Genomic DNA, 24,382 nt, shown 5'->3' on the forward strand with positions numbered 1-24,382 from the left:
GCCGGCCGGCCGCCCCCCAGGCCCGCCGGCCGGCGGCCCCATTCCACAGCAGGTACACCCATCATGTCGATCGAATCGCTCAAGGAGCGCCTTCCGGATTATGCGAAGGACCTGAGGCTCAACCTGAGCTCCCTTGCGAACGATATCACCCTGTCGCCGCAGCAGCTTGCCGGCACGTTCGTCGCCAGCGCCATCGCATCGCGCAATGCCGACGTGACCCGCGCCATCGTGGCCGAATACGAGGCCGTCCTGTCGCCCGAGGCCCTGGCCGCCGCCAAGTCCGCCGCCGCGATCATGGGGATGAACAACATCTATTACCGCTTCGTGCACATGATCGGCGGCGACTACGCCCAGATGCCCGCCCGGCTCCGCATGAACGTCATCGGCCGCCCCGGGGTGGAAAAGCTGGATTTCGAGCTGTGGTCGCTGGCGGTATCCGCCGTCAACGGCTGCGGCATGTGCGTCGAAAGCCACGAGAAGGTGGTGCGCGAGGGCGGCCTGTCGACCGAGCAGGTCCAGACCGCCGTCCGGATCGCGGCCACCGTCCACGCCGTCGCCGCGACCCTCGAGGCCGCGTTCGCCCTGGGCGATTCCCCGGCGACCTGACCGCCCGACGCCGGAGCGCAAAAGGCCGTTCCGGCGTCCCGATCGCGGCTTTTGATCGGGCAATGCTTTTTTTTCGCGCGAACCCGGTTGCCAGAGCCGCCCACGTTTGTTAATTCGCCCTCCACGAACGGACGGGAGGTCTTCCTCCCCAAGCCGAAGCGGGTGTAGCTCAGTTGGTTAGAGCGCCGGCCTGTCACGCCGGAGGTCGCGGGTTCGAGCCCCGTCACTCGCGCCATCCCTTTCCCATCCCCACACATACCGATTCGCCGCCCGGCCACGCCGAACACATCGGCGCGCACGCGCGTCGGATCGCCGCCAGCGCGCAGTGTCGAACAGCCGGGCCTCAGAGCCCGACCGGAAATGTGGGCTGGCGAGCGAGAGCGGAACGCAGTGAAGCGCCCGGCGTGTGTTGCCGAGCACCGAAGCGGAGCGGCCTTTGGGCCGTGAGCATCGGAGCACAGGAAACGCGCGTCGGATCGCCGCCAGCGCGCAGTTCCGGTCGGGCTCTCAGGTGCCTGCTTTTTCCAGGCCCAGATAGGCCGGCAACACCACGTCGGGCGGGCCGTCCATGCGGATATGGCCCTGGTCCATCCACAGCACGCGCGTGCACCATGTCGCCAGGATATCGGGCTGGTGGGTCGAGATCACCAGGATCTCGGCCCCCGACACCAGCCCCTCCAGCCGCGCCCTGGCCCGGCCCATGAAGGCGGCGTCGCCCGCCATGAACCATTCATCCATCAGCAGGATCTGCGGCCGGGTGGCCGTCGCCAGCCCGAAGGCCAGCCGCACCTGCATGCCCGAACTGTAGGTGCGGATCGGCAGGTCGAGGAACGCCCCCAGCTCGGCGAACGCCTGCACGTCGCGTTCCACCTGCGCGATGGCGTCGGCCGCCATGCCGGTGAACAGGCAGCGCAGGCGGATGTTCTCCCGCCCCGTCAGCTCGCCGATCATGCCCAGGTTGGTGTCCAGCAATGCCCCGACCCGCCCCCGGATGGTCACCCGCCCCTCCACCGGTTCGTAGATCCCGGCCAGCGCGCGCAGCAGCGTGGTCTTGCCCGCGCCGTTCCGGCCGATCAGCCCCAGCCGCTCGCCCGGACGCAGCGAGAAGGACACGCCGTTGAGCGCGCGCACCACCACGCGGTCGCGCGCGTCATGCTCCAGCCGGCCCGAGATCGCGCGGCCCAGCCGCTTCTTCAGGCTGCGCGCATTGCCGTGATAGAGGGGAAAGGCGATCCGCAGGTCGCGAACGTCGATTCCAGCCATCGTCTCAGACCCAGTATGCCAGCCGCGACCGCAGGCGCGAGAACAGAAGAAGCGTGACGACCCACAGCACCACGCTGTAGCCCCCCGCCGCGATCCAGACGGACAGGCGCGGCACCTCGCCCATCACCGGCCCGCGCAGGATCTCGAACAGCGGGTAGAACGGGTTGAGCAGCATATACTGCCGCCCGGCGACGATCAGGCCCGGCTCCCACATGATCGGCGTGACGAAGAAGGCGATCTGCAGCAGGCTGCCGATGATGGGGGGGATATCGCGAAACCGCGTGCCCAGCACCCCCAGGGCCAGCGACAGCGCCAGGCTGTCGATCGCCCACAGCGCCAGGACCGGTATTTCCGCCAGCAGATGCGCGGGCATCAGGCGAAAGACCGCGAAGACGACGATGATGACCGCCAGGTTGTGCAGCAGCACCAGGACATTGCGTACCACCGAACGGATGGCGTGCACCGTGAAGGGCAGACGCGCCGCCTGGATCAGCCCGGCGGCGCGGGTGAAGACCTGGCACCCGTCGCTGGTGATGCCGCTGACATAACCCCACAGGACCAGCGAGATCGACAGGAACGGCAGGTAGTGACGCAGCTCCATGTGAAACAGCGCGCCGTAGACCGAGCCGATGGCCGCCACCATCACCGCCGTCGACACCGTCAGCCACAGCGGCCCCAGGATCGACCCGCGATAGCGCAGCTTGATGTCCAGCCAGCCCAGCGTACAGCCCAGCCGCCACATGCGGCACCCCCCGGCGACGTCCGCCAGCGCGCGCCACAGGTGGCGCAGCCCGGTTTCGGGCGTCAGGTCCAGCACGGGCTCGGCCGCCAGGGTCCCGTCGATGTCCGCCATGATCGCTCCTTCACGCGCCGCCCCGGCCGGCATCGGGCGGCGCGCGGCGGCGGCAGGCAAACCAGCCTCTTAGGCAAGGCGTCCGGATGGCGCAAGGCGGCCCCCCGGCGCGCGCCCCTTCCCGCCGCGCGCCGTCTGGCCGAACATGCATTTCCCTCGCAGCAACGGAGCGTCCGATGCCCGATATCTTCACCCCCTTCACCCTGAAGGGCCGCACCCTGCGTAATCGCATCGCGGTGTCGCCGATGTGCCAGTACGTCGCCACCGACGGCGTGCCGGGCGACTGGCACGCCGTGCATTACGCAGGCCTGGCGCGCGGCGGCGCGGGGCTGGTGACGATCGAGGCCACCGCCGTCTCGCCCGAGGGGCGGATCACGCCCGGTTGCGCCGGCCTGTGGAACGACGCGCAGGCCGACGCCTTCGCCGCCATCGCCCGGTCGATCGCGGACGCGGGGGCCGTGCCCGGCATCCAGATCGGCCATGCCGGGCGCAAGGCCAGCGCCAACCGCCCGTGGGAGGGAGACGACCATATCGCCCCGGACGATCCGCGCGGATGGCCGACGATCGCCCCCTCGGCCGTCGCCTTCGGCGCCAACCTGCCGAAGGTCCCGCACGCCATGACCCAGGACGACATCGTGCGGGTCCGCGCGGATTTCGTGGCCGCCGCCCGCCGCGCCCGCGACGCCGGGTTCGGCTGGCTGATGCTGCATTTCGCCCACGGCTACCTGGCGCAGAATTTCCTGTCGCCCCATTCCAACCATCGCGCCGATTCCTACGGCGGCAGCTTCGACAACCGCGCCCGCTTCCTGCTGGAAACGCTGGCGGCGGTGCGCGAGGTCTGGCCCGAGGACCGGCCGCTGAGCGCGCGGCTGGGCGTCATCGAATATGACGGACGCGACGACCAGACACTGGACGAGGCCATCGAACTGGTGCGCCGCTTCCGCACGGCCGGGCTGGATTTCATTGACGTCAGCATCGGCTTCTCGACCCCGGCCGCACATATTCCATGGGGGCCGGCCTTCCTGGCCCCCGTGGCGCGCCGCGTCCGCGCCGAAGGCGGCCTGCCGGCCAGCACCAGCTGGTATATCGACCGGCCCGACCAGGCCGACGCGCTGATCCGCGACGACGCGCTGGACCTGGTGACGCTGGGCCGGCCGCTGCTGGAAAACCCGCACTGGCCCTATGCGGCGGCCCGCACGCTGGGGCGGACGGACGCCGCCTGGACCCTGCCGGCCCCCTACGCGCACTGGCTGGCGCGCTATCGCCCCACCTGAAGGGCGTGCGCCGCCCTAGGCCGGTCCCTCATAGGTCAGGCGATAGATCGCCCCGGCCTCGTCGTCGCTCACCAGCACGCTGCCGTCGGCCAGCGGCTGCACGTCCGCCGGGCGGCCCCACGGGGTCTCGTCGTCCTGGAAGCCATCGACCAGCGGCGTATAGGACGCCACCGCCCCGTCCGGGCCGAACCGCACGGCCATGACCCGATAGCCCGACAGGCGGCTGCGGTTCCACGACCCGTGCTCGGCGATCAGCAGCCCGCCCTTGTAGGACGCGGGGAACCTGTCGCCCTCATAGAACCGCAACCCCAGGGCCGCGACATGCGCCCCCAGCTTCAGCACCGGCGGGGTGAAGTCCGAACAGGGATGCCCGCGCCCGAACACCGGGTCGGGCACATCCCCCTGATGGCAATAGGGATAGCCGAACGATTGCCCCACATGGTCCAGCCGGTTCAGCTCGTCGCCGGGCACGTCGTCGCCCAGCAGGTCGCGGCCGTTGTCGGTGAACCACAGCGCCCCGGTGCCGGGCTGCCAGGTGAACCCCACCGTGTTGCGGATGCCGAACGCCACGTCCTGCCGCCCGGTGCCGTCCGGGTTCATCCGCATCAGGCGGCCGAACTGATGTCCGATATCGCAGATGTTGCACGGCGCGCCGATCGGCACATACAGCTTGCCGTCGGGGCCGAAGGCGATGAATTTCCAGCCATGGTCCCCCACCCGCCAGGGCAGGTCGGCGACGATGGTCTGCGCCGCCGGCGGATTGTCCAGCCGGTCCTCGATGCCGCGCAGCACCACGATGCTGCGGGTGTTGGACACATACAGGTCGCCATCGCGGAACGCGACGCCCACCGGCATCGTCAGCCCCCGCGCCACCACCCGCACCCTGTCGGCCCGGCCGTCGCCGTCGCTGTCGGTCAGGGCATAGACCACGCCGGCCGTCATCGACCCCACGAAGACGGTGCCCCGCGCGCCCACTGCCATTTCCCGCGCCGAGGGCACCCGGTCGGTATAAAGCGCGATATGGAACCCCGGCGGCAGGCGCAGCCGGTCGATCGGCGGCGCGGCCCGCGCGGCGGTGGCCCCCGCCAGCAGCGCCAGCAAAAATCCCGCGCCCGCCCGGGTCCTGAATGACGGCATCCGCGACATCCGGGTCTATTCCATGGACTGGGTATTCATGGCCAGCGCCCGCGCCAGGGCCTCGGCCCCCGCCGAGACGTCGGCCCAGGTGGTGTCGAAATCCTTGACATGCCCGAAATAGGGGTCGGCGATCCCCTGCCCCTGCCGGCCGGGAACGTGATCCAGCAGCAGCGACAGCCGCGCCGTCGCGTCGGGCGGGCGGCGGGTCCGCAGATGCGTCAGGTTGGTGTGGTCCAGCGCCACGATATGGCTGAAGGTCCGGAAATCCTCGGCCGTCACCATCCGGGCGCGATATCCGGCGATGTCGATCCCGTGCCGCCGGGCGACCTCCTGCGCCCTGCGGTCGGGGGGCTCGCCGGCATGCCAGTCGCCGGTGCCCGCCGATTCGACGGCGACATCCAGCCCGTGCCGGGCGGCGGCGGCGCGGAAGGCCGCCTCGGCCAGGGGCGAGCGGCAGATATTGCCCATGCAGACGAACAGGATGGCGGGGCGGCCGGACATGACGATTTCTTTCCCTCCGGAACGACGCGGTACGGCAGCGATGATGGCGGGAGACGGACAGGTCTGTCGAGCCGTCGCAAATTCACAAGACCATGCCGCCCGCCGATTTGCCGTGTGGTGCCCGGCGGGCAGGATCGTTACGATCCGCTCCGATTTCCGATCGCTGCCTTGCGTGTCCCCGACAAACGCCGCCGGCCGCACCCTCGTTGCATGGAGATGACGCCCACGATGCCCGTCGTGATCGAAACCCGGACCGGCGCGGGCATCGCCGCGATCCTGCCCGACCTGGCGCGCCTGCGCGTCACGGTGTTTCGCGAATGGCCCTACCTCTACGACGGCGGCGACCCGGCGTACGAGGAACGCTATCTGGACGTCTATGTCCGCAGCCCGGCCGCCGCCATCGTCACCGCCGGCGACGGGGGGCGGATCGTCGGCGCGTCGTCCTGCCTGCCCCTGCGCGACGAGATGGCGTGCATCCGCGCGCCGTTCGCGGCACGGGGGCTCGATCTCGACCGCTTCTTCTATTTCGGCGAATCGGTCCTGCTGCCGGCCTGGCGGGGCCAGGGGCTGGGCGTGCGCTTCTTCGCCGAACGCGAACGCCATGCCCGCGCCGGCAGGGCGGACTTCGCGGTGTTCTGCGCCGTGCGCCGCCCCGACACCCACCCTGCCCGCCCGGCGGACGCGCCCTCGCTGCACGGGTTCTGGCGCCGCCGGGGCTTTCGCCCGCTGCCCGGCGTGTCCTGCGAACTGGACTGGCGCGAACCGGGCGATACGGCCGAACGCGCGCACACGCTGGATTTCTGGATCAAGCCCTTGCAGGACACACCGGTGCCACCCAGCCTGCTGCCCCCCGACCCGGAAGGATTCCCCTCATGACCCGCCCCCTGCGCCTGGGCGCGCTGGCCTGGCAGGTCGAGCGCATCGCCTCGCTCGACGCCTATGCCGCCCATCTCGACCGGCTGGTGGCCGAGGGCGCGGCCGGGGCCGACCTGCTGCTGATGCCCGAATACGCCTGCATGGAGGCCGCCGGCGCCCTGACGACGCAGCCCGACCCGACGGCGGAGTTGCAGGCGTTCTGCCGCCACAGCGACGACGTGCTGGCCATCATGCGCGACGCCGCCCGCCGCCACGGCGTCTGGCTGATGCCCGGCACCCTGCCCCGGCCCGAAGCCGGCCGCATCCGCAACCGCGCGCCGCTGATCGCGCCCGATGGGCGCATCGCCTTCCAGGACAAGCACGTCATGACCCGGTTCGAGACCGAATCCTGGGGCGTGCAGGCCGGCGATCCGCCCGGCGTCTTCGAAACCCCATGGGGGCGGATCGGGGCGGCGGTCTGCTACGATTCCGAATTTCCGGCCCTGACCCGCGCGCAGATCGAGGCCGGGGCCTGGCTGATCCTGGTGCCGACCTGCACCGACACCCCGCACGGCTTCAACCGCGTGCGGATCTCGGCCCGCGCGCGGGCGCTGGAAAACCAGTGCTTCGTCGCGGTGTCGCCCACCGTCGGCGCAGCGCCGTGGCTGGCGACGCTGGACGACAACCACGGCGCGGCCGGCATCTACGGCCCGATGGATCGCGGCTTCGCCGCCGACGGCATCGTGGCCGAAGGCCCGAACGATACGGGGGGCTGGGTCTTCGCCACCCTCGACCCCACGACGCTGGAGGCGGTGCGCCAGGACGGGGCGGTCCGCAACTGCCGCGACTGGCCTCGCCATGTGCCCCCCGCCGCCCTCCACGGCTTTTCCGCCTGATCCCCCTTTCCCCCCGACCCCACGAGGCCCCCATGTCGATTGACGCCACCCGCGCCCTGATCGAAACCTATTACGCCACCTTCAACGCCGGCGACCGCGACGCCTTCCTGGCCCTGCTGGACGACGAGGTGGCGCACGACATCAACCAGGGCGGGCGCGAGGTGGGGCGGGACCTGTTCCGCGCCTTCCTGGCCCGGATGGACCGCTGCTATCGCGAGACCATCACCGACGTGGTGGTGATGGTGAACGCCGACGGCACCCGCGCCGCCGCCGAATTCGTGGTGCACGGCACCTACCTGGCCACCGACGACGGCCTGCCCCCGGCATCGGGCCAGACCTACGTGCTGCCGGCGGGCGCATTCTTCACCGTCCGCAACGGCAAGGTCGCGCGGATCTCCAATTTCTACAATCTGCCGGACTGGACACGGCAGGTGACCGGCGACGCCTGATCGCGCAGGCAGGTCGGGCGCTGCCCGGACCCGGCAAGGGCCCCGGCCCTTGCATCCCGTTCGTTTCAAAGTCCTGATGCCGTTCCTGGACCAGAATATGTCGTCTGGGCATAAGTATGGATCCGACACGCTCCCTAGGCTCGATCCTGCCTCGCAACGAGGTGCCGGCTGCACGGGAACATGACATGATGCGTTTCAGACCCGCCGAAGCCGCCGGACGCCCCTGCCTGCGGGTGGGCGTGATCCTGGCGGAAAATTTCACGCTCTCGGCCTTTTCGCTGTTCATCGACCATCTGCGCCTGGCCGCCGACAAGAACGACAACAGCCGCCCCATCCTGTGCCGCTGGCAGATCATGAGCAGCCGGCCCGATCCGGTACGCTCCAGTTGCGGGGTCGCGGTGGCGCGCAATTCCGATTTCTGCGACCCGACCGAATTCGACTACATCGCCGTCGTCGGCGGCCTGCTGCACGGCCGGCGGCAGGTGGACGACGCCACCATCCGCTACCTGCGCCGGGCGGCGGACGCCGGCGTGTCGCTGATCGGCATCTGCACCGGCGTCTTCGTGCTGTGCCGCGCCGGCGTGATGGCCGACCGCTCGTCCTGCGTCAGCTGGTATCACCGCCAGGATTTCGCCGAGGAATTTCCCGACCATCACGTGGTCAGCGACCATATGTTCCTCGTCGATGGCGACCGCATCACCTGTTCGGGCGGCGGCGGGGCCGCCGACCTGGCGCTGCATCTGATCGAACGGCACCTGGGCCGGCCGGTGGCCAAGAAGGCCAGCCACGTGCTGCTGCTGGACCGCCCCGCCCGCAGCAGCCGCGCGCCGTTGCAGCCCCATCCCCCGGTCATCGACGAAATCAGCCACATCGCCGACCCGCGCGTCCGCCGCGCGGTGCTGGAGATGGAGCAGAACATGGCCGAACCCGTCCCCATCGCCGACCTCGCCGGCCGGCTGGGCATTTCATCGCGCCAGCTGGAACGGCTGTTTCATACGGTGCTGGGCGTCAAGCCCGCCAATTTCTACCGGCTGATCCGCCTGCGCTATGCCCGCGCGCTGCTGCAACAGGGCGAACTGTCGGTGACCGAGGTCGCGGTCGAGACCGGGTTTTCCGACTGCGCCCATTTCTCGCGCCAGTTCAAGTCGATGTTCGGCCACAGCCCCAGCGACCTGCGTACCAGCCGGGGCCGCCCGGCCGGAGGGGCCCCGATCCTGCTGCCCGAACGCCCCAGCGAACGCGCGGGCGTGCGCCTGTTCGAGGAACGCTGAACCATGTCCGCACCCGGCAGGCTGGTCCTGATCGTCACCTGCGTCAGCCAGACCGGCATCGTCGCGGCCTATTCCCGCTATCTGTTCGAAATCGGCGGCAACATCCTGGAAATCAACCAGCACAACGACCTGGCCAGCGGCCGCTTCTTCATGCGGATCGCCTTCAGCCTGCCCGACGGCGACCACGACCCCGCCCGCCATCACACGGCCCTGTCGGCGCTGGCCGGGCAGTTCGACGCCGACTGGTCCCTGCGCGACCAGGCGACGCGCCGCCGGGTGCTGATAATGGTCTCGCGCTTCGATCACTGCCTGGCCGACCTGCTCTACCGCTGGCGCATCGGCGAACTGGCGATGGAGCCGGTCGCCATCGTCTCGAACCACCCGCGCGCGGCCAATGCCTCGGTGGACACGGGCGACATCCCCTTCCACCACCTGCCGATCACCCCGGCCACCAAACCCGCGCAGGAAGCGCGCCTGTGGTCGCTGATCCAGGACACAGGGGCCGAACTGGTGGTGCTGGCGCGCTACATGCAGGTCCTGTCCGACGAGATGTCGGCACGCCTGGCCGGGCGCTGCATCAACATCCACCATTCCTTCCTGCCCAGCTTCAAGGGCGCACGCCCCTACCACCAGGCCCACACCCGCGGGGTGAAGCTGATCGGCGCCACGGCGCATTACGTCACCACCGACCTCGACGAAGGCCCCATCATCGAACAGGACGCCGAACGGATCAGCCATTCCGACACCGCCGAAGACCTGATCCGCAAAGGACGCGACGTCGAACGCCGCGTCCTGTCCCGCGCCGTCCATTACCACCTGGAAGACCGGGTCATCCGCAACGGCCTCAGGACCGTCGTCTTCCCCGACTGACATGCCTCAGGGCTTTACCAGCGATCATGCCGTCCAGTCCTCGGTCTTCAGCTGGGCAATCTTCCCGAAACCCGCGTCATTGGTGACGAGCGTGGCGTTATGGTCCAGGGCATGGGCGGCAATCAGAAGATCGAGGGCGCCCACCACCTTACCAGAGGCCTCCAGCGAGGCGCGCAGGCTGCCGTATGCATCGGCCGTCGATGAGTCCCACGGCTCGACAGCCACGCGCTGAAGAAACTCGCTCACGATCCGGTGGAGGCGGGTCGCCTGCGGGCGCCTGGCGATGCCGAAACGCAATTCGCCTTCCGTGATGACGGAGATGCACACGTTCGCCATGGGGGCATGAGACAGGCGCTCCAGGGCGCGGGGATGCCCCTTGAGAATGTGGCTGACGGTGTTCGTGTCGAGCATCCAGGACATTGCTAAGTCGGCGCTCATTTCGCCCCGTCGGCGAACGGATCGCGATAGTCCTGGTCCTGGGCGCGTTCGGAAGTGTCGAGGAAGTCATCCGGCACGCCGCCTTGCTTGATGGCAGCAAGCAGGCCGTCCCAGTTCTCCGGTCGGCGCGACAGGATGACATCTCCGGTAGCCTCGTCCCGGCGAATGAAGACTTCCGTGCCTTCGAAGCGGAAGGCGGCCGGCAGGCGAACCGCCTGGCTGCGGCCATTATTGAAGATCTTTGCGACCTGGGTCATCACGCCCTCTGCGATAGGTGACATGGTATATATCACTATGGCATACGGCATGGTATATATCAAGAGTCTCGTGTGCCGGTCGTATTGTTGCCAGGCATGCTTCGGCTCCTGTCCGGGTGGTTTTATCATGTCATGCGGGTCGATAATCTCAGCCTTATGAGCTTCCACCCATTGCCACCACTCGGAGATTTCAATTGCTGTGCGCGACCGGGCGATCGGTGGTCCAGGTGGCGCTCGCAAGGTAAAGACCACTTTTCCGATCATGGACAGCCGGATCGGTTTCCAAAGGCCGGTGGCCTTTGGCGGGTTTCAGGGCAGCGCCCTGAGGCAGGCCATGCCGAAAACCCCCGGCATGGCCCACATATTTTCCATTCGCCGCAAGGTCAATAATGGGCTTTCAGGATGAAGCCGAAATTCAGGGGTTGCGTGACGTAGGCCAGCATCGTTCCCGCACTGGCGCCATTTTGGAAAATGAGGCTTGTGCGCCGGACGTCCGTTGCGTTGTTGATGAAGCCGTCCAGTTCCCACCGGGTGTTCGTCGGGCGGAAACCGACATTCAGGTTCAGGATGCCGTAGCCCTGCACCCAGCCATAGGCCGAATTGTTCGCCGTGGTGTTGATGTCGGTACGGTAGGTGTAGCTTCCGCCCACGACGCCCTCGAACTTCGGCAGCCCGATCAGGCCCAGCGCGTGATGATATTGCACGGACGCCGCGATGGCCCAGCGGGGGTCGAAGGGCACCCGCGTTCCGGTCAGGCTATAGGCCTGGCCATGGGCGTTGACCTCGGGCGGGGCGCCCGCGTTATCGAACGAGGCATATTCCGCATCGTTGTAGGCAACCGAAAGCGACGTCGCCAGATTTGCCACCGGATGGTAATGGACGTCCAGCTCCGCACCGCGCACACGCACCTCCTTCGCATTGCCCAGGTACGAGACCAGCGTGCCGTTATACGGCGCCAACTGCGTGACCTGATAATTATGGTCGTTCGTCTGGTACAGCGCGCCACTCACCAGCAGGCGATCGTTCAGGAAATTGCTTTTCGCGCCGACCTCGAACGCGTCGTCGGTCTCCTTGCCCACATTGGGGGACGCGCCGGCGGGCAGGCTGACCAGGTTCAACCCGCCTGATTTCGCGCCGCGCGCGTAGCGGCCGTAGACCAGCAGATGGTCGTTGACATGATAGTTCAGGACGAACTGTCCCGTGACGAATCCATTGTCCTGATGCGCGCCATAGCTGCGGGTCTTGCCAAACCCGTTCCAGGCCGTCTGCGCGGCGCCCGGCGGCAGCAATGCGCTGTCATAGCCTGACGGCGGCGTCTGCCACTGGCTGAAACTTCCTGTCTTGGTCTCGTAAGTGTAGCGGATGCCGGTCACGACATCCAGGCGCGACGTGGCGTGCCAGGTGCTGTTGGCGAACAGGGCATAGGCGTTCGTCGTCGGCTGGGCGTACGAGCTGACACGATAGCCGGTCAGCGCATTCGCATAGGCAGGTCCGTATCCGTACCAGTCCGCGGCGGTCGTGCCCAGGACCGTCGTCGAGGGCACACCGACTTCCTGCCACATGTAGAAACCGCCGAGCGTGTAATCCGCGCGCCGGCCCCACGATCCGCTGGCGCGGATTTCCTGCGTGAACTGCCGTTCGTTCTGCTTGTTGTTGTTGAGCGCCCCCGCGTTGGTGCCCATCGCGTCGGTATCGTTATGCGGCCACCAGTTCAGGACGCGATAGGCCGTGATCGACGTCAGGTTCACCCCGCGATGGCGCCAGTTGACCTCGGCCGACAGGCCCATGTCTTCCTGGTTGGCGTCCGACAACGTGTCGGAATCCAGCCGGTAGGGCGCATTCGATGGCGCCAGGGGCGTGTACCCCACCAGGGCCGAGCGCGCATACAGGTTGTTCGCCACCACCGACCCGTCGGTGCGATGCGTGATGACATGATAGAGACCGCCGATGCAGCAGTTCTCCCGCCAGTGATTGTAATCGCCGATCAGGCGCACCGACAGGTCGTCGGTCGGGCGAAACAGAAGCTGCGCGCGCACCGTCCGGTTGGTCTGGCCGTTTATGTCGCCGTTGCCATGAATGTTCTGGACCCAGCCGCTGTTGCTCAGCCCCGTACCGCTGACACGCAGGGCCAGCTTGTCCTTGATGAGCGGCGTGTTCAGGCCGATGCGCCAGCGGGCATAGTCGAAATTCCCGACGCCGGCCTCGCCGTACACTTCGCGGGTGAATGTGGGGGCGGCGGTCGTCAGACTGATCGAACCGGCGGTGGTGCTGATGCCGCTTTCCGTGCCGGTGGGGCCGCGCATGACCGTAATGCCGTCCAGATCGGCGGTATCGACCAGCGCGGTCGCGGGGCGCGGGCGATACACGCCGTCCACATACACGCCCACACCGCCCTCCAGCCCGTCGGTCGGCGCGGTGCCGGCCGCGCCCAGGCCGCGAATATTGATGGTCAGGCCGTGAGGATTCGAAATATTCAGCTGAACCGTCGGCAACAGGCGCGCCGCCTGCGGCAACGACGTGATATGCTCGGCGGCCAGCAGCTTCGAATCAAGTCGCGTCGCCGCCTGCGGCACTTTCTGCAAATCGCGTGTCTCGCGATCGATCGACTGCGCGGCGCGATCCTGCTGCGTTCTGGTCACTTCCACCAGTTCGGCCTGCGCGGCGGCGGGCCGCCGGGTGACCTGGGCGACAGGTGCGGGGCGCTTGCCCGCCGCGACATGGCCCGGGGTTGCGCGATCGGCATTCGTTTGGGCGTACGCCCCATGTTCCGCGACTCCAAGTACTCCTGCAATGAAGATCGAGCCCAAATATAGTCTTTTCATTCCTGCACTCCACATGCGCTTCGGGCGGCAAAGAGTTCGCTCGGCCCCATCGCATTCGACGACCTGTCCAACGCGCATATGTCCATCACATGGCGTATAATTAACTTTTCACGGTACATATTAAATTTTGTCAACAGATTCGGATTATAAATGATTGATTTTTTAATTCACTAAATTATCAGTGTTTAATGATCGGCCCGTGTGACCGCGCGCAGGCTGCGTGAACCGTCGCACTCCCCGTCACACCGCACACGCAACGAACGGCTGCCAAGCATCTTTCGTGCCACCACCGCCCTCGACGTTCATTCCATTTCGATATCGGATTATTTTGTTCGATAAATACCATTCTGAAATCAAGTGCATAGAACGTTTTTTGAAGGTCAGACCAAATTCCGCAAGGCCTGCGCTATTTCACCTTAAATTACGGTTTAATAAGATTAATAGAAAATATGATCTAGTGTAATGGTGTGAAATTTCATATGACGATTTTCCATCGACTTTTGGAACCGGCAGGCCGAACGTTACATGTCCAGCATCACCCTTCAGAACGTCACCCAGACCTACACCCGGCGGGACGACGCGCAGGTTGTGCTGCGCGACGTCTCCCTGAGCGTGGAAACGGGTGAATTCCTGTGCGTGATCGGCCCCAGCGGATGCGGCAAATCGACCTTGCTGGAGCTGATGGCCGGGCTCGAGCGTCCTTCACGGGGGCAGGTGCTTGTCGACGGCCGCGTCATCGAAGGCCCGGGGCGCGGGCGTGGCGTCGTGTTCCAGCAATATGCGCTGATGCCGTGGCTGACCGCGCTGGGCAATGTGGAATTCGGCCTTGCCGCCGCGGGTTATTCCCGCCGGGTGCGCCGCCAACGCGCGCTTGAATTTCTGGACCTGGTCGGCCTTGCGGAATACGCGTCCCGCCACCCCGACGAATTGTCCGGCGGCATGAAGCAGCGGGTCGCCATTGCCCGCAGCCTGGCCATCAGTCCCGATATCCTGCTGATGGACGAACCCTTCGGCGCCCTGGACCCCGAAACGCGCGAGACCCTGCAGGACGAGTTATTGCGATTATGGCGCGCCACCGGACATACTGTCGTGTTCATTACACATGATATCGACGAAGCCCTGTACCTGGGCCGCCGCGTGATGGTCATGGCGCGCGGACCCGGCCGGGTCGCGGCGGTGATCGACGTTCCGTTCGCCGATCGTCCCGCCGGGGCCGACGTCCGCACCCTTCCGCGCTTCATCGAACTGCGCCAGCAGTTGCGCGGAATGCTGCACGACCGTGGTGGCGATGCCCATGGCCACCTCTGAAAGCGTCCGGACGATGGCGCGCCCTGCGGGCCGCATCGCCTCCCCCCGTGCCGCCCGCGGGGCGGCCTACCCGGCGGTCGTCGCCCTGAAATACGGCACGATGCCGGCCCTGCTGATCCTGATATGGGAAATCGCCCCCAGGCTGAACCTTGTCAGCCCGGTGTTCTTTCCGCCGTTCTCGGTCGTGGCGCACACCGCATGGTCGCTGCTGCTGTCGGGGGTGCTGCCGCGTCATGCCATGGCCAGCGTCGGACGCGCGGGTGCGGGCCTGATGCTGGCGACGGCGCTGGCCGTCCCCCTGGGTGTCGGCATCAGCGCCAGCCGGCTGCTGTCGGACATGCTGTCGCCGGTGCTCGAAGCCTTTCGCAACACGTCGCCGCTGGCCTTGCTTCCGGCTTTTACTCTTGTCCTGGGTATCGGCGAAGTTTCAAAAGTCACCATGGTCGTCTACGCCACCTTCTGGCCGATCCTTCTCAACACCATCGCGGGGGTGCGCGGTGTCGATCGGGTTCTGGTGAAGGCGGGGCGAGCCATGGGCCTGTCGCGCGTGCAGCTGGTGACGCGCATCGTGCTGCCCGCCGCGATGCCGACCATTTTCACCGGAATCCGCCTGGCGATGTCGGCCGCGTTCCTGGTCCTGATCGCGGCGGAAATGAACGGCGCCCGCGCGGGCCTGGGGTTTTTCGTCAACAGCGCCCAGGCCAATTTCCAGATTCCGGAAATGTACTCCGGAATCCTGGCATTATCGGCGGTCGGGCTGTTTTTCAACGGCGCCCTGGTCCTGCTCGGCCGGCGCATCGGCGTTCTTCGCAAGAGCGTCGCGCCGTGATCTCGCGTCGCGCCCTGTGCGGCGGGCTGGCCGCGCTGGCGTTACCCAGGCCCGCCCTGGCGGGGTCCGCACCCGAAATCACGCGCCTGCGCTACCAGGGCGGGGCGGGGCGCGTGATGTTTCCGGAACTGGCCGAGGATCTTGGCTACCTGGCGCCGATCCGGCTGGAATGGGTGGGCAACACCATCAGCGGTCCGCAGGACATCCAGGCCCTCGTCACCGACGATGTCGATATCGGCGGAGCCTTCAACGGGTCCATCCTGAAAATGATCGCCTATGGCGCGCCGGCCGTGGCCGTGATCGGCACCGGCGGGTCGGATGCGCTGTCGTCATCGAAACTCTGCGTCATGTCGAACCATCCGGTGCGGACGGCGGCGGACCTGCGCGGCCGTACGATCGGCCTCAACGCCCTTGGCGCCCAGTCGGAATTCAGCCTGAACCGCTACCTGCATAACGGCGGACAGGGCGATGTCGACACGGCCGGGATAACGCTGGTGCCGTTGCCGCCTGTGGCCCTTGAAGGCGCGTTGCGTATGGGGCGGATCGACGCGGCGATGTTTCCCGCCCCCTTGCAGGATATCGCCATGGCGCGCGGCGGGTTGCAGGAGGTGTTTTCGGAGTACGATCTGTTCGGCGACCTGATGATGAACGCCCTCGCCATGCGCCGGTCGTTCGTGGCGCAACACCCCGCGACCGCGCGGCTGTTCGTCGGCGCCATGGCCCGGGCCATCGAATGGGCGCGCGTCACCCCGCGCGCCACCGTCATCGCGCGTTTCAAATCCATCGTGCGCCGGCGCGGGCGGAACGAAAACCTCATGCCGCTGGACTACTGGAAGTCCACGTCGGTCGGGCAGCCCGGCGGGGTTCTGCAACCCACCGATTTTTCCATCTTCCGGGACTGGTTCGTGCGGAACGGCGAACCCCGACTGGCCGAGGTGAACCTCACCCAGATCTACTCCAACAGTTTCAATCCCTACGCGGCACGTACCCCCCTGCCCTCCGATCCCGAATAAAACGGCTATCCGGCATACGAGGTTGATGGATTCTTAATGCGCCGGATCAAGCGTCAGATTTGGTTGTTCGCTTTTATGCGAACAAGTAGGTTATAATATTCTTAGACGCTAAAGCAGGAGGAAATTATGGAATTGAATCCAAATATAAAAACGGCATGGGCAGTCCTTATCTTAGTATGGCAATGGAAATGGTTTTCTGTAATCATTGCGTTATTTTTTGGCATTTTGGGTGTTTTTTTGCTCGCGAAAAAATCACCAAACAATGTTTCCCACCTTTGGAAAGGAGAGTTTATTCGTTGGGCCATAGCGTCTTTTGTAGCGATCTCGCTTATAATAGGCATTTACGGCTTCTTGGCTTACGACCCACAGAAACAAAAAGAACCTGTAAAGGAAGAAGAAAACTTCAATTTCAACTAAATACGAAAATTGTTACGTTGGGTTAAATTGCAATTAAGATCGCCAAAAAATAAGGCTATCCGGCATTTGGGGTTGATAGATGACACGGTTACACTCGTCGAGCCCGATGTAATTCATTCATCGTGGAGGCAGAGAGTAGAGATAGTAGATATGAGTAGGAATTTAACTCAGGCTGAACTAACTACCGCAGCAGCACTGGGTCGGCAGTGGCCGCAGCATCTGCCAAAGCTCAAGCAACAGCGCAGGCATTAACAACCGCAGTTGTAAGCGCTGGCGGTGGTCCAATTGACTGCATGAAGCCCGCCTGGCAGCAAACGGGTTTCCAAAGGGCGCTGCCCTTTGGCGGGTTTCAGGGCAGCGCCCTGAGGCATGCCACCGTCAGGACCCTGCGGGCGGGGGCAGCACGCCCAGCGCCCGCAGATGGTCGATGATGGCCCGCGCGGCGTCCTGCGGCGCGGGGTCGACCAGCACCCGGCCGCCCGTCCCCTGCGCCGCCGCCGCGATCAGGCGCGGCCGGCGGCGATAGGCGCGCTCCTCCGCCGCCTCGGCCACGGGCGGCGGCCCGTCGAGGCCGCACGGCAGCGCGCGCAGACATGCCGCGCGGGCCTGCGCGAAGACGAAATCCGGCACGCACGCCGCGACGTCGTGCACGCCCACCACGCAGGGCAGGGCGACCCGCGCCGCACGCCGCGCGCCACGCGGGCGCGCCTGTTCCAGGTCCAGGTCCGGCGACGCCCCCGCCTGTTGCGCCCCCGCCCGCTGCGCCTGGGCGACGTCCGCCACCATCGGCCAGCCCAGCCGCTCCGCCACCGCATAGGGCAGCAGGCCGCTGTCCGCGCCGCCCGAGGCGCGCCGGCCCGCCAGCACCAGCTCCACCGGCCCCTCCGCGAACAGCGCCCCCGACAGGATGGCCCCCGCCAGCGCGGCGACCGGATCGGCCTCCCCCCCGTCCAGGCAGACGATGTCCGCCAGGCCGTAGCCGGCGTACTCCCGCAGCACCGGGGCGGGCGGGCCGGCATGCAGCCCGACCATCCGCGCGCCCAGCGCCCGCGCCAGGCCGATGGCGCGGATTTCGGTCCCCACCGGGGCCGGCCGGCCCGACACCGGGTCGATCCCCGCCGACAGAAGCACCACCGCCCGCATGGCCGTCGCCATCACCCGCCCTCCGCCGCCAGCGCATCGCGAATGGCCGGCATCACGCGCTGCGCGTCCGCGATGACCGACAGGCCGGCGCGCGCCACCATGGCGGCGTGCAGGTCGGTGTTGACGGCCACCACATGCTCCACCCGTCCCAGCCCCTGCAGATGCTGCGGCGCGCCCGCGATGCCGAAGGCCAGATAGCACACGGCGTCCAGCACGGTGCCCGACGCCCCCACCTGGGCCGCGCGCGGCATGGACCCGGCGTCACAGACCACGCGGCTGGCCCCCGGCGTGGCGTGCAGGCCGGCCACCACCGACCGGAACAGGGCGAAATCGGTCACGCCATTGCCCGCCGCCACCACGAACGGGGCCTCGGCCAGCGTCATCGTCGCCGGATCGGCCGCACGGGGCGCCGAGGCGCGAATGCGCCCCGCCATCGGCGGGGCCGGGGGCGGATCGACCGCCAGCGGCCGGGCCTCCCGCACCGCGCCCGCATAGGGCGCGACCCGGTCGGCCGCCAGCGTCAGCAGCGCCGGCGGGGCCGAAACCTGCTCGCACCGGCCGGCCCGGCACGGGCGGATGGCCTGCCGGGCCGTCAGGACCTCCACCCCCGTCATCAGTCCCCGCCCGGTGCGCGCGGCGACGCGGCGCGCCAGGTCCGCCCCGTCGTCGCTGTCGGGAAACAGCACATGCCGGGGCGACAGCGCGGCCAGCGCGGCGCAGACGATGGCCGCCCGAGCGTCCGGGTCGTCGGCGGCCAGATCCACCAGCGCCAGACGGTCGGCCCCCGCCGGCCCGGCATCCCCCAAGTCGGGCATACCCGCGCCGCCCAGCAGCACCACCGCACCGGACGCCGCGTCGGCCAGCACGCGCGCCGCCCCCAGCACCTGCCGGTCCAGCCGGTCCAGCCGCCCATCCGGCAGGTCGGGGACCGCCACCACCAGGCAGGCCGGATCGTCCACGCGCACCACCCGCACGGCCGGGGCCGGCGCGGCCGCGCGCGCCGCACCGATGCCCGCCCCGCCGCCACGCGCCAGACGCGGCCGGTCCCCGCCGGGCACCAGCAGCCGGGCGTGTTCGGCACGCGGATCGCGCCGAAGCCGGCCCGACGACCCGATACCCGCCCCGCCCGGCGGCTGCGCCAGGTCGAAGCGCGGCCGCGCGCCCGCCCCGACCTGCCGCGCCGCCCGTTCGGCGCGCGGATCGCGGCGCGGGCGGCCGGTCATGCCGTCACCACGGCGTCGAGCACCAGTTCCGCAATGTCGCGCACCTCGGGCCGGGGGGCAGGCACGCCTTCCAGCATGGCGGTGCAGCCCGGACAGCCCACGGCCACGATCGCCGCCCCCACAGCACCGGCCTGCGCCATCCGCAGGTCCGGGATCCGCGCCGCCCCGTCCACGTCGCTGATCGGGTTGCCGCCGCCCCCGCCGCAGCACATCGACCGCAGGCCGTGGCGCGCCATTTCCACCCGCGTGCCGCAGGCGGCGTCCAGCAGGCGGCGCGGGGCCGCGACCTCGCCATTGTAGCGGCCCAGGTAGCAGGGGTCGTGATAGGCGACCGGCGGCAGGTCGCGCGGCGCAAGGCGCAGGGCCCCGCCGGTCACCAGCTCGTCCAGCAGCGCCGTGTGGTGCTGCACCGTCCAGTGCCCGCCCAGCGCCGGATATTCGTTCCGCAACACATGCAGCGCATGCGGGTCGGCGGTGACGATCCGTTGGAAGCGCCGCGCGTTCAGCGTCGCAATGGCCTCGTCGGCCAGCAGGCGGAAGGTCGCCTCGTCCCCCAGGCGGCGGGCCAGGTCGCCGCAATCGGGCTCGGCCGCGCCCAGGATGGCGAAGCGCAGGCCGGCCAGCCGCATCAGCCGCACCAGCGCCTGCAAGGTGCGGCCATGGCGCAGGTCGAACGCGCCCTCGCCCAGCCACAGCAGGATGTCGGTCTCGCCCCCCTCGGGCAGCACCGGCACGTCCAGCGCCGCCAGCGCGTCGGCGCGGGCGGCCAGCGGGCGGCCGCCGGGCTCGGCGCTGTCGCGCATCCGGCGCAGCGCCTGTGCCGCCCCCGGCCGCACCTGCCCCAGCATCAGCGTCTGCCCCCGCCGCAGATCGACGATGGCGTCCACATGCTCGATCATCATCGGGCATTCCTCGACGCAGGCGCGGCAGGTGGTGCAGGCCCACAGCGTGTCGGGATGGATCATCGCCCCGGCGCCGATGATCGGCGCATCCATGCCGCCCCGGCACGCCACCGGCGGCGCGTTGGGGGCCGGGCTGCCGCTATAGGAAGCGCCGCCCCCGCGCGTGGCCGCGACCAGATCCTGGACCAGCGCCTTGGGGTTCAGCCGCTGCCCGGCGGCGAAGGCCGGGCAGGCCTGCTCGCACCGGCCGCACTGGATGCAGGCGTCGAAGCTGGCCAAAGCGGTCCAGGCGAAATCGGACGGCGCCAGCGCGCCCAGACGCGCGGCATCCAGGTCCAGCGGCCGCAAGGCGGTGTCCCGCCCGCCGCCGAACCGCCCCGGCCGCGCATGGGCGGCCAGCCAGACCGTGCCGGCAAAGGCATGGCGCATCGGCCCACGCGCGAACTGCACCAGCAGGCCCACCGCCCCGCCCACTGTCAGCACCAGCGGCGCCAGCAGCAGGGGCGATCCACCATCCGGCGCGGCCAGCAGGCCCAGCGCCAGCAGCAGCGCCCCGCCCGCATAGGCCCCCAGCGCGCCGGGCAGCCACAGGAACATCCCCCCCGACAGGAAGGAGGGCACCGCCGGCCGCCGCCGCCGCCGCACCAGCACCGCCCCCCACAGCGCGGCGGCGAACAGCACCGCCACCACCGCCCACCAGGCCCGGCTGCCACGCAGCGCCGGCAGGGCCGCCAGCATCAGCGCCACGCTGCCCCCCAGCAGCCCGCCGGCCGCGGGCACATGCATCCGCGCGGCCTCGGGCCGGCGTTCGACGACATGATGGACATCGACCAGATAGCGGCGCGGCACGGCGGCCAGGCCCGCGACCCAATCCACCCGGACCGGCCGCCCCCGCCGCCAGCGCCGCGCAAGGCCCAGCGCCGCCAGCAGCACGCACGCCACCAGCCCCCAGGCCAGACAGGCCACAATCAGCGCCACGGGGCTCAGAAATCCTTGCACAGGCGCAGCGCGTCATACAGCGCGGCGTGGATGTTGCGGCCGGCCACCGCGTCGCCGATGCGAAACAGCGCGTACTCCCCCACACCACAGGCCGCCAGCGCCGGCTGCGCCCGCCCCTCCAGCAGCGCCGGCAGGTCGGTCTGGCCGCGATTGACCGACCCGTCCTTGAGCGCGAAATACAGCGCATCGCGCGGCAGGGTGCCGCATTCGACCACCACATGGTCCACCACGCGCTCCTCCTCGGCCCCGGTCATGGTGTTCCGCAGCACGGCGACCAGGCGATTGCCCTCGCGGTAGGTCTCGACCAGTTCGGCATTGGGGGTCAGCACCACGCCCAGCCGGTACAGTTCGCGCAGGTGCACCGGCTGGTTGGTGGTGCCGACCTCCTGCGCGATCATCCGGTCGTGGGTCGCCAGCTCCACCAGGCAGCCGCGCGTCGCCAGCACCTCGGCCACCGAGGCCGCGTTGTGCTGCCCCATCTCGTCATACAGCAGCACGCTGCCGGTCGGGCTGGCCGTGCCGTCCAGCACGGCGTGGGTGGACGACGCCAGCTCCGCCCCCGGCCATTCGCCCGGCGACGGCGCGCCCCCGGTCGCCACGATCACGACGTCGGGCCGTTCCGCCGCCACCAGCGCCGCCGTCGCCTCGGCCCCGGTGCGGACCTCGACGCCCAGCTTGCGAACCTGCGCGTCCAGCCAGCGGACGACGCCCGACAGGGCCTCGCGCCAGCCGGCCCGGGCCGCCACATTCACCTGCCCGCCGGTCGCGCCCTCGCGCTCGAACAGCACGACGTCATGCCCGCGCAGCGCGCACACCCGCGCGGCCTCCAGCCCGGCGACCCCGCCGCCCACCACGACCACCCGCCGCCGGACGTCGCCGGGGCGGATATCGTGCGGCATCGTCGCCTCGCGCCCGGTGGCCGCGTTCTGCAGGCACAGCGCGTCGCCGCCGACATAGATGCGGTCGATGCAATAGCCCGCACCGACGCATTGCCGGATGTCGTCTTCCCGGCCCTCGGCCAGCTTGTTCACCAGATGCGGGTCGGCGATGTGCGCGCGGGTCATCGCCACCATGTCGACATGCCCCTCGGCCACCGCCCGCGCGGCCGAGGCCAGGTCGGTGATCCGCTGGGCATGGAACACCGGCACGTCCACCGCGCGCTTGATGGCGCTGGCCAGATGCAGGAACGGGGCGACGGGAAAGGACATGTTCGGCAGGCTGACGGCATGGGCCATGTCGTCGCGCGCCTGGCCGCCGACGATATTGACGAAATCCACCAGCCCGCGCCCGGCATATTCGGCGGCGATGGCGACGCATTCGTCCTGCGTCAGCCCGCCATTGAGCAGTTCGTCGCCCGACATCCGCATGCCCACGACATAATCGTCGCCCACGGCCTCGCGGATCGCGCCCAGCACCTCGATGCCGAAGCGCATGCGATGCTCCAGCGACCCGCCGTAGGCATCGCGCCGCGTGTTGGCCGAGGGGCTCCAGAACTGGTCCACCAGATGCCCGTGCGCGGCCGAGATCTCCAGCCCGTCCAGCCCGCCGTCGCGGCAGCGCCGCGCCGCGTCGGCGAAGGCGCGGACGACGCGGGCGATATCCTCGGGCTCCATCTCCTTGGGGATCGAACGCGACGCAGGCTCGCGCCGCACCGACGGCGCGATCACCGGCAGCCACGCATCGGTGTCCCAGCGGGTGCGCCGCCCCATGTGCGTCAGCTGGATCATCAGCCGCGCGCCGTGCTGGTGCACCCGGTCGGCGAACTGGCGGAAATAGGGCACGATGCTGTCGTCGGACACCGCGATCTGGTTCCACGGCGTGGCCGGGCTGTCGCATTCGACCGAGGACGAGCCGCCGAACATGGTCAGGCCGATCCCGCCCTTCGCCTTTTCGGCATGATAGAGCTGGTAGCGCTCCTGCGGCTTGCCGTCGCGGCCGTAGCCGGGGGCGTGACTGGTGCTCATCACCCGGTTGCGGATGACCAGGTTCCTGATCCGCAGGGGTTTGAAAAGCGCCTCGGCGTTGGTCATCATGCGGAAGTGTCCATGGGCACCGTCAGCCAGGCGACGGATGGGGGTGAAGGGACGGCGCGGGCGCGGCCCGCACCTTGCGTTCCTCGCGCGGGGCGCAGCCGAAGCGGCTGCGATAGGCGGTGCTGAAATGCGCGGCCGAGACGAAGCCGCAGGCGATGCCGATATCGGTGACCGGCATCACCGTCTGCCGCAGCAGCCGCCGCGCGCGGTCCAGCCGCGCCGCCACCAGATAGGCGGCGGGGGTGGCGCCGGTATGGCGGCGGAACAGCCGTTCCAGCTGGCGGACCGACAGGCGCGCCGCCGCCGCGATGTCGGCGATACGCAGCGGCCGGTCGATGTCCTTCTCGATCAGCCGCAGCGCCCGCGCCAGGGCCGGCGGGGCGTCGGCCAGGGCCGGCACCGGCTGCACCTCGTCGCCGGTGCGGCTGCGGTCCAGGATGAACTGCGCCGACACCGCGCGGGCACGGGCCGGCCCGAAGCGGGCCGCGATGATCCGCAGCATCATGTCCAGCGGCACCGATCCGCCGGTGCAGGTCAGCCGGTCGCGGTCGATCACGAACAGGTCGTCCGAAATGTCGATCTCGGGAAATTCCTCGCGGATCGACGACAGGTTCTCCCAATGGATCGCGCAGCGATAGCCGCGCAGCAGCCCGGCCTCGGCCAGGGCGAAGGTGCCGGTGCACAGCGCGCCCAGCGCCACGCCTTCGCGCGCCTGCCGCCGCAGCCACGCCAGCAGCGCCCGCCCGGTGGCCGCGCGCACATCGACGCCCCCGCAGACGAACAGCACGTCGAACGGCCGCGCATCGGCCGCCACTACGACGGGATGCAGCGCCAGCCCGTTGCTGGCCGGCACGCCCGCGCCGTCCATCGTCACGATCTCCCATTCATACACCGGCGCGTCGCCCACCCGGTTGGCCATCCGCAGGGCCTCGATGGCGTTGCTGACGGCGATCATCGAATAGCCGGCCAGGGTCAGGAACCCGAAGCGACGCAACCCGGCAAGGTCGAGCGCCCGCGACATCG

23 protein-coding genes and 1 tRNA gene are annotated in these 24,382 nt (G+C 68.8%); 12 read left to right on the top strand and 12 right to left on the bottom strand.

What is annotated here, in order from left to right; translation table 11 throughout:
• Positions 1-63 precede the first annotated feature (63 nt).
• Both HLH21_RS10050 and HLH21_RS10055 read left to right on the top strand, forming a co-directional pair.
• Positions 64-606: a carboxymuconolactone decarboxylase family protein gene (locus HLH21_RS10050; protein WP_182943628.1), complete on the top strand. Its 543-nt coding sequence runs from the start codon at positions 64-66 to the stop codon at positions 604-606.
• A gap of 158 nt (positions 607-764) precedes the next feature.
• Positions 765-841, top strand: a tRNA-Asp gene (locus HLH21_RS10055).
• A 272-nt stretch (positions 842-1,113) separates the two neighbouring features.
• Here the strand turns inward: HLH21_RS10055 and HLH21_RS10060 are convergent.
• Both HLH21_RS10060 and HLH21_RS10065 read right to left on the bottom strand, forming a co-directional pair.
• The gene (locus HLH21_RS10060; RefSeq protein WP_182943629.1) at positions 1,114-1,869 is read right to left on the bottom strand and encodes an ABC transporter ATP-binding protein; all 756 of its coding nucleotides are present in this window, start codon (positions 1,867-1,869) and stop codon (positions 1,114-1,116) included.
• 4 nt (positions 1,870-1,873) lie between these two features.
• The gene (locus tag HLH21_RS10065; protein WP_182943630.1) at positions 1,874-2,722 is read right to left on the bottom strand and encodes an ABC transporter permease; all 849 of its coding nucleotides are present in this window, start codon (positions 2,720-2,722) and stop codon (positions 1,874-1,876) included.
• A 176-nt stretch (positions 2,723-2,898) separates the two neighbouring features.
• On the opposite strand from HLH21_RS10065, the gene HLH21_RS10070 reads away from it, so the two are divergent.
• Positions 2,899-3,996, top strand: a complete 1,098-nt coding sequence (locus HLH21_RS10070) for an NADH:flavin oxidoreductase/NADH oxidase (protein WP_182943631.1) — start codon at positions 2,899-2,901, stop codon at positions 3,994-3,996.
• Between the two features lie 15 nt (positions 3,997-4,011).
• Here the strand turns inward: HLH21_RS10070 and HLH21_RS10075 are convergent, their stop codons facing one another.
• Both HLH21_RS10075 and HLH21_RS10080 read right to left on the bottom strand, forming a co-directional pair.
• Positions 4,012-5,133, bottom strand: coding sequence for a PQQ-dependent sugar dehydrogenase (locus HLH21_RS10075; protein WP_343065126.1), 1,122 nt, complete (start codon positions 5,131-5,133; stop codon positions 4,012-4,014).
• A 15-nt stretch (positions 5,134-5,148) separates the two neighbouring features.
• Positions 5,149-5,634, bottom strand: a complete 486-nt coding sequence (locus HLH21_RS10080) for a low molecular weight protein-tyrosine-phosphatase (RefSeq protein WP_182943633.1) — start codon at positions 5,632-5,634, stop codon at positions 5,149-5,151.
• Positions 5,635-5,844: 210 nt separating this feature from the next.
• On the opposite strand from HLH21_RS10080, the gene HLH21_RS10085 reads away from it, so the two are divergent.
• The 5 genes from HLH21_RS10085 to purU all read left to right on the top strand — a co-directional run bounded on the left by HLH21_RS10085 (position 5,845) and on the right by purU (position 9,975).
• A complete protein-coding gene (locus HLH21_RS10085) occupies positions 5,845-6,510 on the top strand; it encodes a GNAT family N-acetyltransferase (protein ID WP_306414191.1) in 666 nt (221 codons plus the stop codon).
• A complete protein-coding gene (locus tag HLH21_RS10090; protein WP_182943634.1) occupies positions 6,507-7,385 on the top strand; it encodes a carbon-nitrogen hydrolase family protein in 879 nt (292 codons plus the stop codon). Before HLH21_RS10085 ends, HLH21_RS10090 begins: the two co-directional genes overlap by 4 nt.
• 32 nt (positions 7,386-7,417) lie before the next feature.
• A complete protein-coding gene (locus tag HLH21_RS10095) occupies positions 7,418-7,834 on the top strand; it encodes a ketosteroid isomerase-related protein (protein ID WP_220789760.1) in 417 nt (138 codons plus the stop codon).
• Positions 7,835-8,019: 185 nt separating this feature from the next.
• On the top strand, positions 8,020-9,105 hold the full coding sequence (locus HLH21_RS10100) for a GlxA family transcriptional regulator (protein WP_220789761.1): 1,086 nt from the start codon (positions 8,020-8,022) through the stop codon (positions 9,103-9,105).
• A gap of 3 nt (positions 9,106-9,108) precedes the next feature.
• Complete coding sequence (gene purU, locus HLH21_RS10105) at positions 9,109-9,975, top strand: formyltetrahydrofolate deformylase (RefSeq protein WP_182943635.1); 867 nt, start codon at positions 9,109-9,111, stop codon at positions 9,973-9,975.
• A gap of 24 nt (positions 9,976-9,999) precedes the next feature.
• On the opposite strand, the gene HLH21_RS10110 is transcribed toward purU, so the two are convergent.
• From HLH21_RS10110 to HLH21_RS10120, 3 genes are all read right to left on the bottom strand, one after another.
• The gene (locus HLH21_RS10110; protein WP_246379556.1) at positions 10,000-10,386 is read right to left on the bottom strand and encodes a type II toxin-antitoxin system VapC family toxin; all 387 of its coding nucleotides are present in this window, start codon (positions 10,384-10,386) and stop codon (positions 10,000-10,002) included.
• A 23-nt stretch (positions 10,387-10,409) separates the two neighbouring features.
• A complete protein-coding gene (locus HLH21_RS17270; protein ID WP_246379560.1) occupies positions 10,410-10,934 on the bottom strand; it encodes an antitoxin in 525 nt (174 codons plus the stop codon).
• Positions 10,935-11,053: 119 nt separating this feature from the next.
• A complete protein-coding gene (locus HLH21_RS10120) occupies positions 11,054-13,492 on the bottom strand; it encodes a TonB-dependent receptor (RefSeq protein ID WP_246379562.1) in 2,439 nt (812 codons plus the stop codon).
• Between the two features lie 525 nt (positions 13,493-14,017).
• Here HLH21_RS10120 and HLH21_RS10125 point away from each other — a divergent pair.
• The 4 genes from HLH21_RS10125 to HLH21_RS10140 all read left to right on the top strand — a co-directional run bounded on the left by HLH21_RS10125 (position 14,018) and on the right by HLH21_RS10140 (position 17,059).
• The gene (locus tag HLH21_RS10125; RefSeq protein ID WP_182943638.1) at positions 14,018-14,800 is read left to right on the top strand and encodes an ABC transporter ATP-binding protein; all 783 of its coding nucleotides are present in this window, start codon (positions 14,018-14,020) and stop codon (positions 14,798-14,800) included.
• Positions 14,787-15,629: an ABC transporter permease gene (locus HLH21_RS10130; protein ID WP_220789762.1), complete on the top strand. Its 843-nt coding sequence runs from the start codon at positions 14,787-14,789 to the stop codon at positions 15,627-15,629. Before HLH21_RS10125 ends, HLH21_RS10130 begins: the two co-directional genes overlap by 14 nt.
• Entirely contained in the window at positions 15,626-16,642 is a 1,017-nt protein-coding gene (locus tag HLH21_RS10135) for an ABC transporter substrate-binding protein (RefSeq protein WP_182943639.1), read from the top strand. Before HLH21_RS10130 ends, HLH21_RS10135 begins: the two co-directional genes overlap by 4 nt.
• A gap of 126 nt (positions 16,643-16,768) precedes the next feature.
• A complete protein-coding gene (locus tag HLH21_RS10140) occupies positions 16,769-17,059 on the top strand; it encodes a hypothetical protein (protein WP_182943640.1) in 291 nt (96 codons plus the stop codon).
• Positions 17,060-17,437: 378 nt separating this feature from the next.
• Here the strand turns inward: HLH21_RS10140 and HLH21_RS10145 are convergent, their stop codons facing one another.
• Genes HLH21_RS10145 through HLH21_RS10165 form a run of 5 tightly spaced genes read right to left on the bottom strand, consistent with a single transcriptional unit; the run spans position 17,438 to position 24,380 of the window.
• Positions 17,438-18,214 carry an adenine nucleotide alpha hydrolase family protein gene (locus tag HLH21_RS10145; protein WP_246379564.1) on the bottom strand — a complete coding sequence of 259 codons (777 nt, stop codon included), beginning with the start codon at positions 18,212-18,214 and terminating at the stop codon, positions 17,438-17,440.
• Complete coding sequence (locus HLH21_RS10150) at positions 18,214-19,425, bottom strand: FAD-binding protein (RefSeq protein WP_182943641.1); 1,212 nt, start codon at positions 19,423-19,425, stop codon at positions 18,214-18,216. The genes HLH21_RS10145 and HLH21_RS10150 overlap by 1 nt, the downstream gene beginning before the upstream one ends.
• On the bottom strand, positions 19,422-21,305 hold the full coding sequence (locus tag HLH21_RS10155; RefSeq protein ID WP_264811981.1) for a (Fe-S)-binding protein: 1,884 nt from the start codon (positions 21,303-21,305) through the stop codon (positions 19,422-19,424). The genes HLH21_RS10150 and HLH21_RS10155 overlap by 4 nt, the downstream gene beginning before the upstream one ends.
• A gap of 5 nt (positions 21,306-21,310) precedes the next feature.
• Positions 21,311-23,359: an NADH:flavin oxidoreductase gene (locus HLH21_RS10160; RefSeq protein ID WP_182943642.1), complete on the bottom strand. Its 2,049-nt coding sequence runs from the start codon at positions 23,357-23,359 to the stop codon at positions 21,311-21,313.
• 22 nt (positions 23,360-23,381) lie between these two features.
• Positions 23,382-24,380 carry a GlxA family transcriptional regulator gene (locus HLH21_RS10165; protein WP_182943643.1) on the bottom strand — a complete coding sequence of 333 codons (999 nt, stop codon included), beginning with the start codon at positions 24,378-24,380 and terminating at the stop codon, positions 23,382-23,384.
• Positions 24,381-24,382 lie beyond the last annotated feature (2 nt).

This window comes from Gluconacetobacter johannae (assembly GCF_014174305.1).
GTDB lineage: Bacteria > Pseudomonadota > Alphaproteobacteria > Acetobacterales > Acetobacteraceae > Gluconacetobacter > Gluconacetobacter johannae.

What these genes read in the sequence shown, in the direction of transcription:
- HLH21_RS10050 (WP_182943628.1), top strand. Translation starts at nt 64, where the DNA reads ATGTCGATCGAATCGCTCAAGGAGCGCCTTCCGGATTATGCGAAGGAC.
- HLH21_RS10060 (WP_182943629.1), bottom strand. Translation starts at nt 1,869, where the DNA reads ATGGCTGGAATCGACGTTCGCGACCTGCGGATCGCCTTTCCCCTCTAT.
- HLH21_RS10065 (WP_182943630.1), bottom strand. Translation starts at nt 2,722, where the DNA reads ATGGCGGACATCGACGGGACCCTGGCGGCCGAGCCCGTGCTGGACCTG.
- HLH21_RS10070 (WP_182943631.1), top strand. Translation starts at nt 2,899, where the DNA reads ATGCCCGATATCTTCACCCCCTTCACCCTGAAGGGCCGCACCCTGCGT.
- HLH21_RS10075 (WP_343065126.1), bottom strand. Translation starts at nt 5,133, where the DNA reads ATGCCGTCATTCAGGACCCGGGCGGGCGCGGGATTTTTGCTGGCGCTG.
- HLH21_RS10080 (WP_182943633.1), bottom strand. Translation starts at nt 5,634, where the DNA reads ATGTCCGGCCGCCCCGCCATCCTGTTCGTCTGCATGGGCAATATCTGC.
- HLH21_RS10085 (WP_306414191.1), top strand. Translation starts at nt 5,845, where the DNA reads ATGGAGATGACGCCCACGATGCCCGTCGTGATCGAAACCCGGACCGGC.
- HLH21_RS10090 (WP_182943634.1), top strand. Translation starts at nt 6,507, where the DNA reads ATGACCCGCCCCCTGCGCCTGGGCGCGCTGGCCTGGCAGGTCGAGCGC.
- HLH21_RS10095 (WP_220789760.1), top strand. Translation starts at nt 7,418, where the DNA reads ATGTCGATTGACGCCACCCGCGCCCTGATCGAAACCTATTACGCCACC.
- HLH21_RS10100 (WP_220789761.1), top strand. Translation starts at nt 8,020, where the DNA reads ATGATGCGTTTCAGACCCGCCGAAGCCGCCGGACGCCCCTGCCTGCGG.
- purU (WP_182943635.1), top strand. Translation starts at nt 9,109, where the DNA reads ATGTCCGCACCCGGCAGGCTGGTCCTGATCGTCACCTGCGTCAGCCAG.
- HLH21_RS10110 (WP_246379556.1), bottom strand. Translation starts at nt 10,386, where the DNA reads ATGCTCGACACGAACACCGTCAGCCACATTCTCAAGGGGCATCCCCGC.
- HLH21_RS17270 (WP_246379560.1), bottom strand. Translation starts at nt 10,934, where the DNA reads ATGATCGGAAAAGTGGTCTTTACCTTGCGAGCGCCACCTGGACCACCG.
- HLH21_RS10120 (WP_246379562.1), bottom strand. Translation starts at nt 13,492, where the DNA reads ATGAAAAGACTATATTTGGGCTCGATCTTCATTGCAGGAGTACTTGGA.
- HLH21_RS10125 (WP_182943638.1), top strand. Translation starts at nt 14,018, where the DNA reads ATGTCCAGCATCACCCTTCAGAACGTCACCCAGACCTACACCCGGCGG.
- HLH21_RS10130 (WP_220789762.1), top strand. Translation starts at nt 14,787, where the DNA reads ATGGCCACCTCTGAAAGCGTCCGGACGATGGCGCGCCCTGCGGGCCGC.
- HLH21_RS10140 (WP_182943640.1), top strand. Translation starts at nt 16,769, where the DNA reads ATGGAATTGAATCCAAATATAAAAACGGCATGGGCAGTCCTTATCTTA.
- HLH21_RS10145 (WP_246379564.1), bottom strand. Translation starts at nt 18,214, where the DNA reads ATGGCGACGGCCATGCGGGCGGTGGTGCTTCTGTCGGCGGGGATCGAC.
- HLH21_RS10150 (WP_182943641.1), bottom strand. Translation starts at nt 19,425, where the DNA reads ATGACCGGCCGCCCGCGCCGCGATCCGCGCGCCGAACGGGCGGCGCGG.
- HLH21_RS10160 (WP_182943642.1), bottom strand. Translation starts at nt 23,359, where the DNA reads ATGATGACCAACGCCGAGGCGCTTTTCAAACCCCTGCGGATCAGGAAC.
- HLH21_RS10165 (WP_182943643.1), bottom strand. Translation starts at nt 24,380, where the DNA reads ATGTCGCGGGCGCTCGACCTTGCCGGGTTGCGTCGCTTCGGGTTCCTG.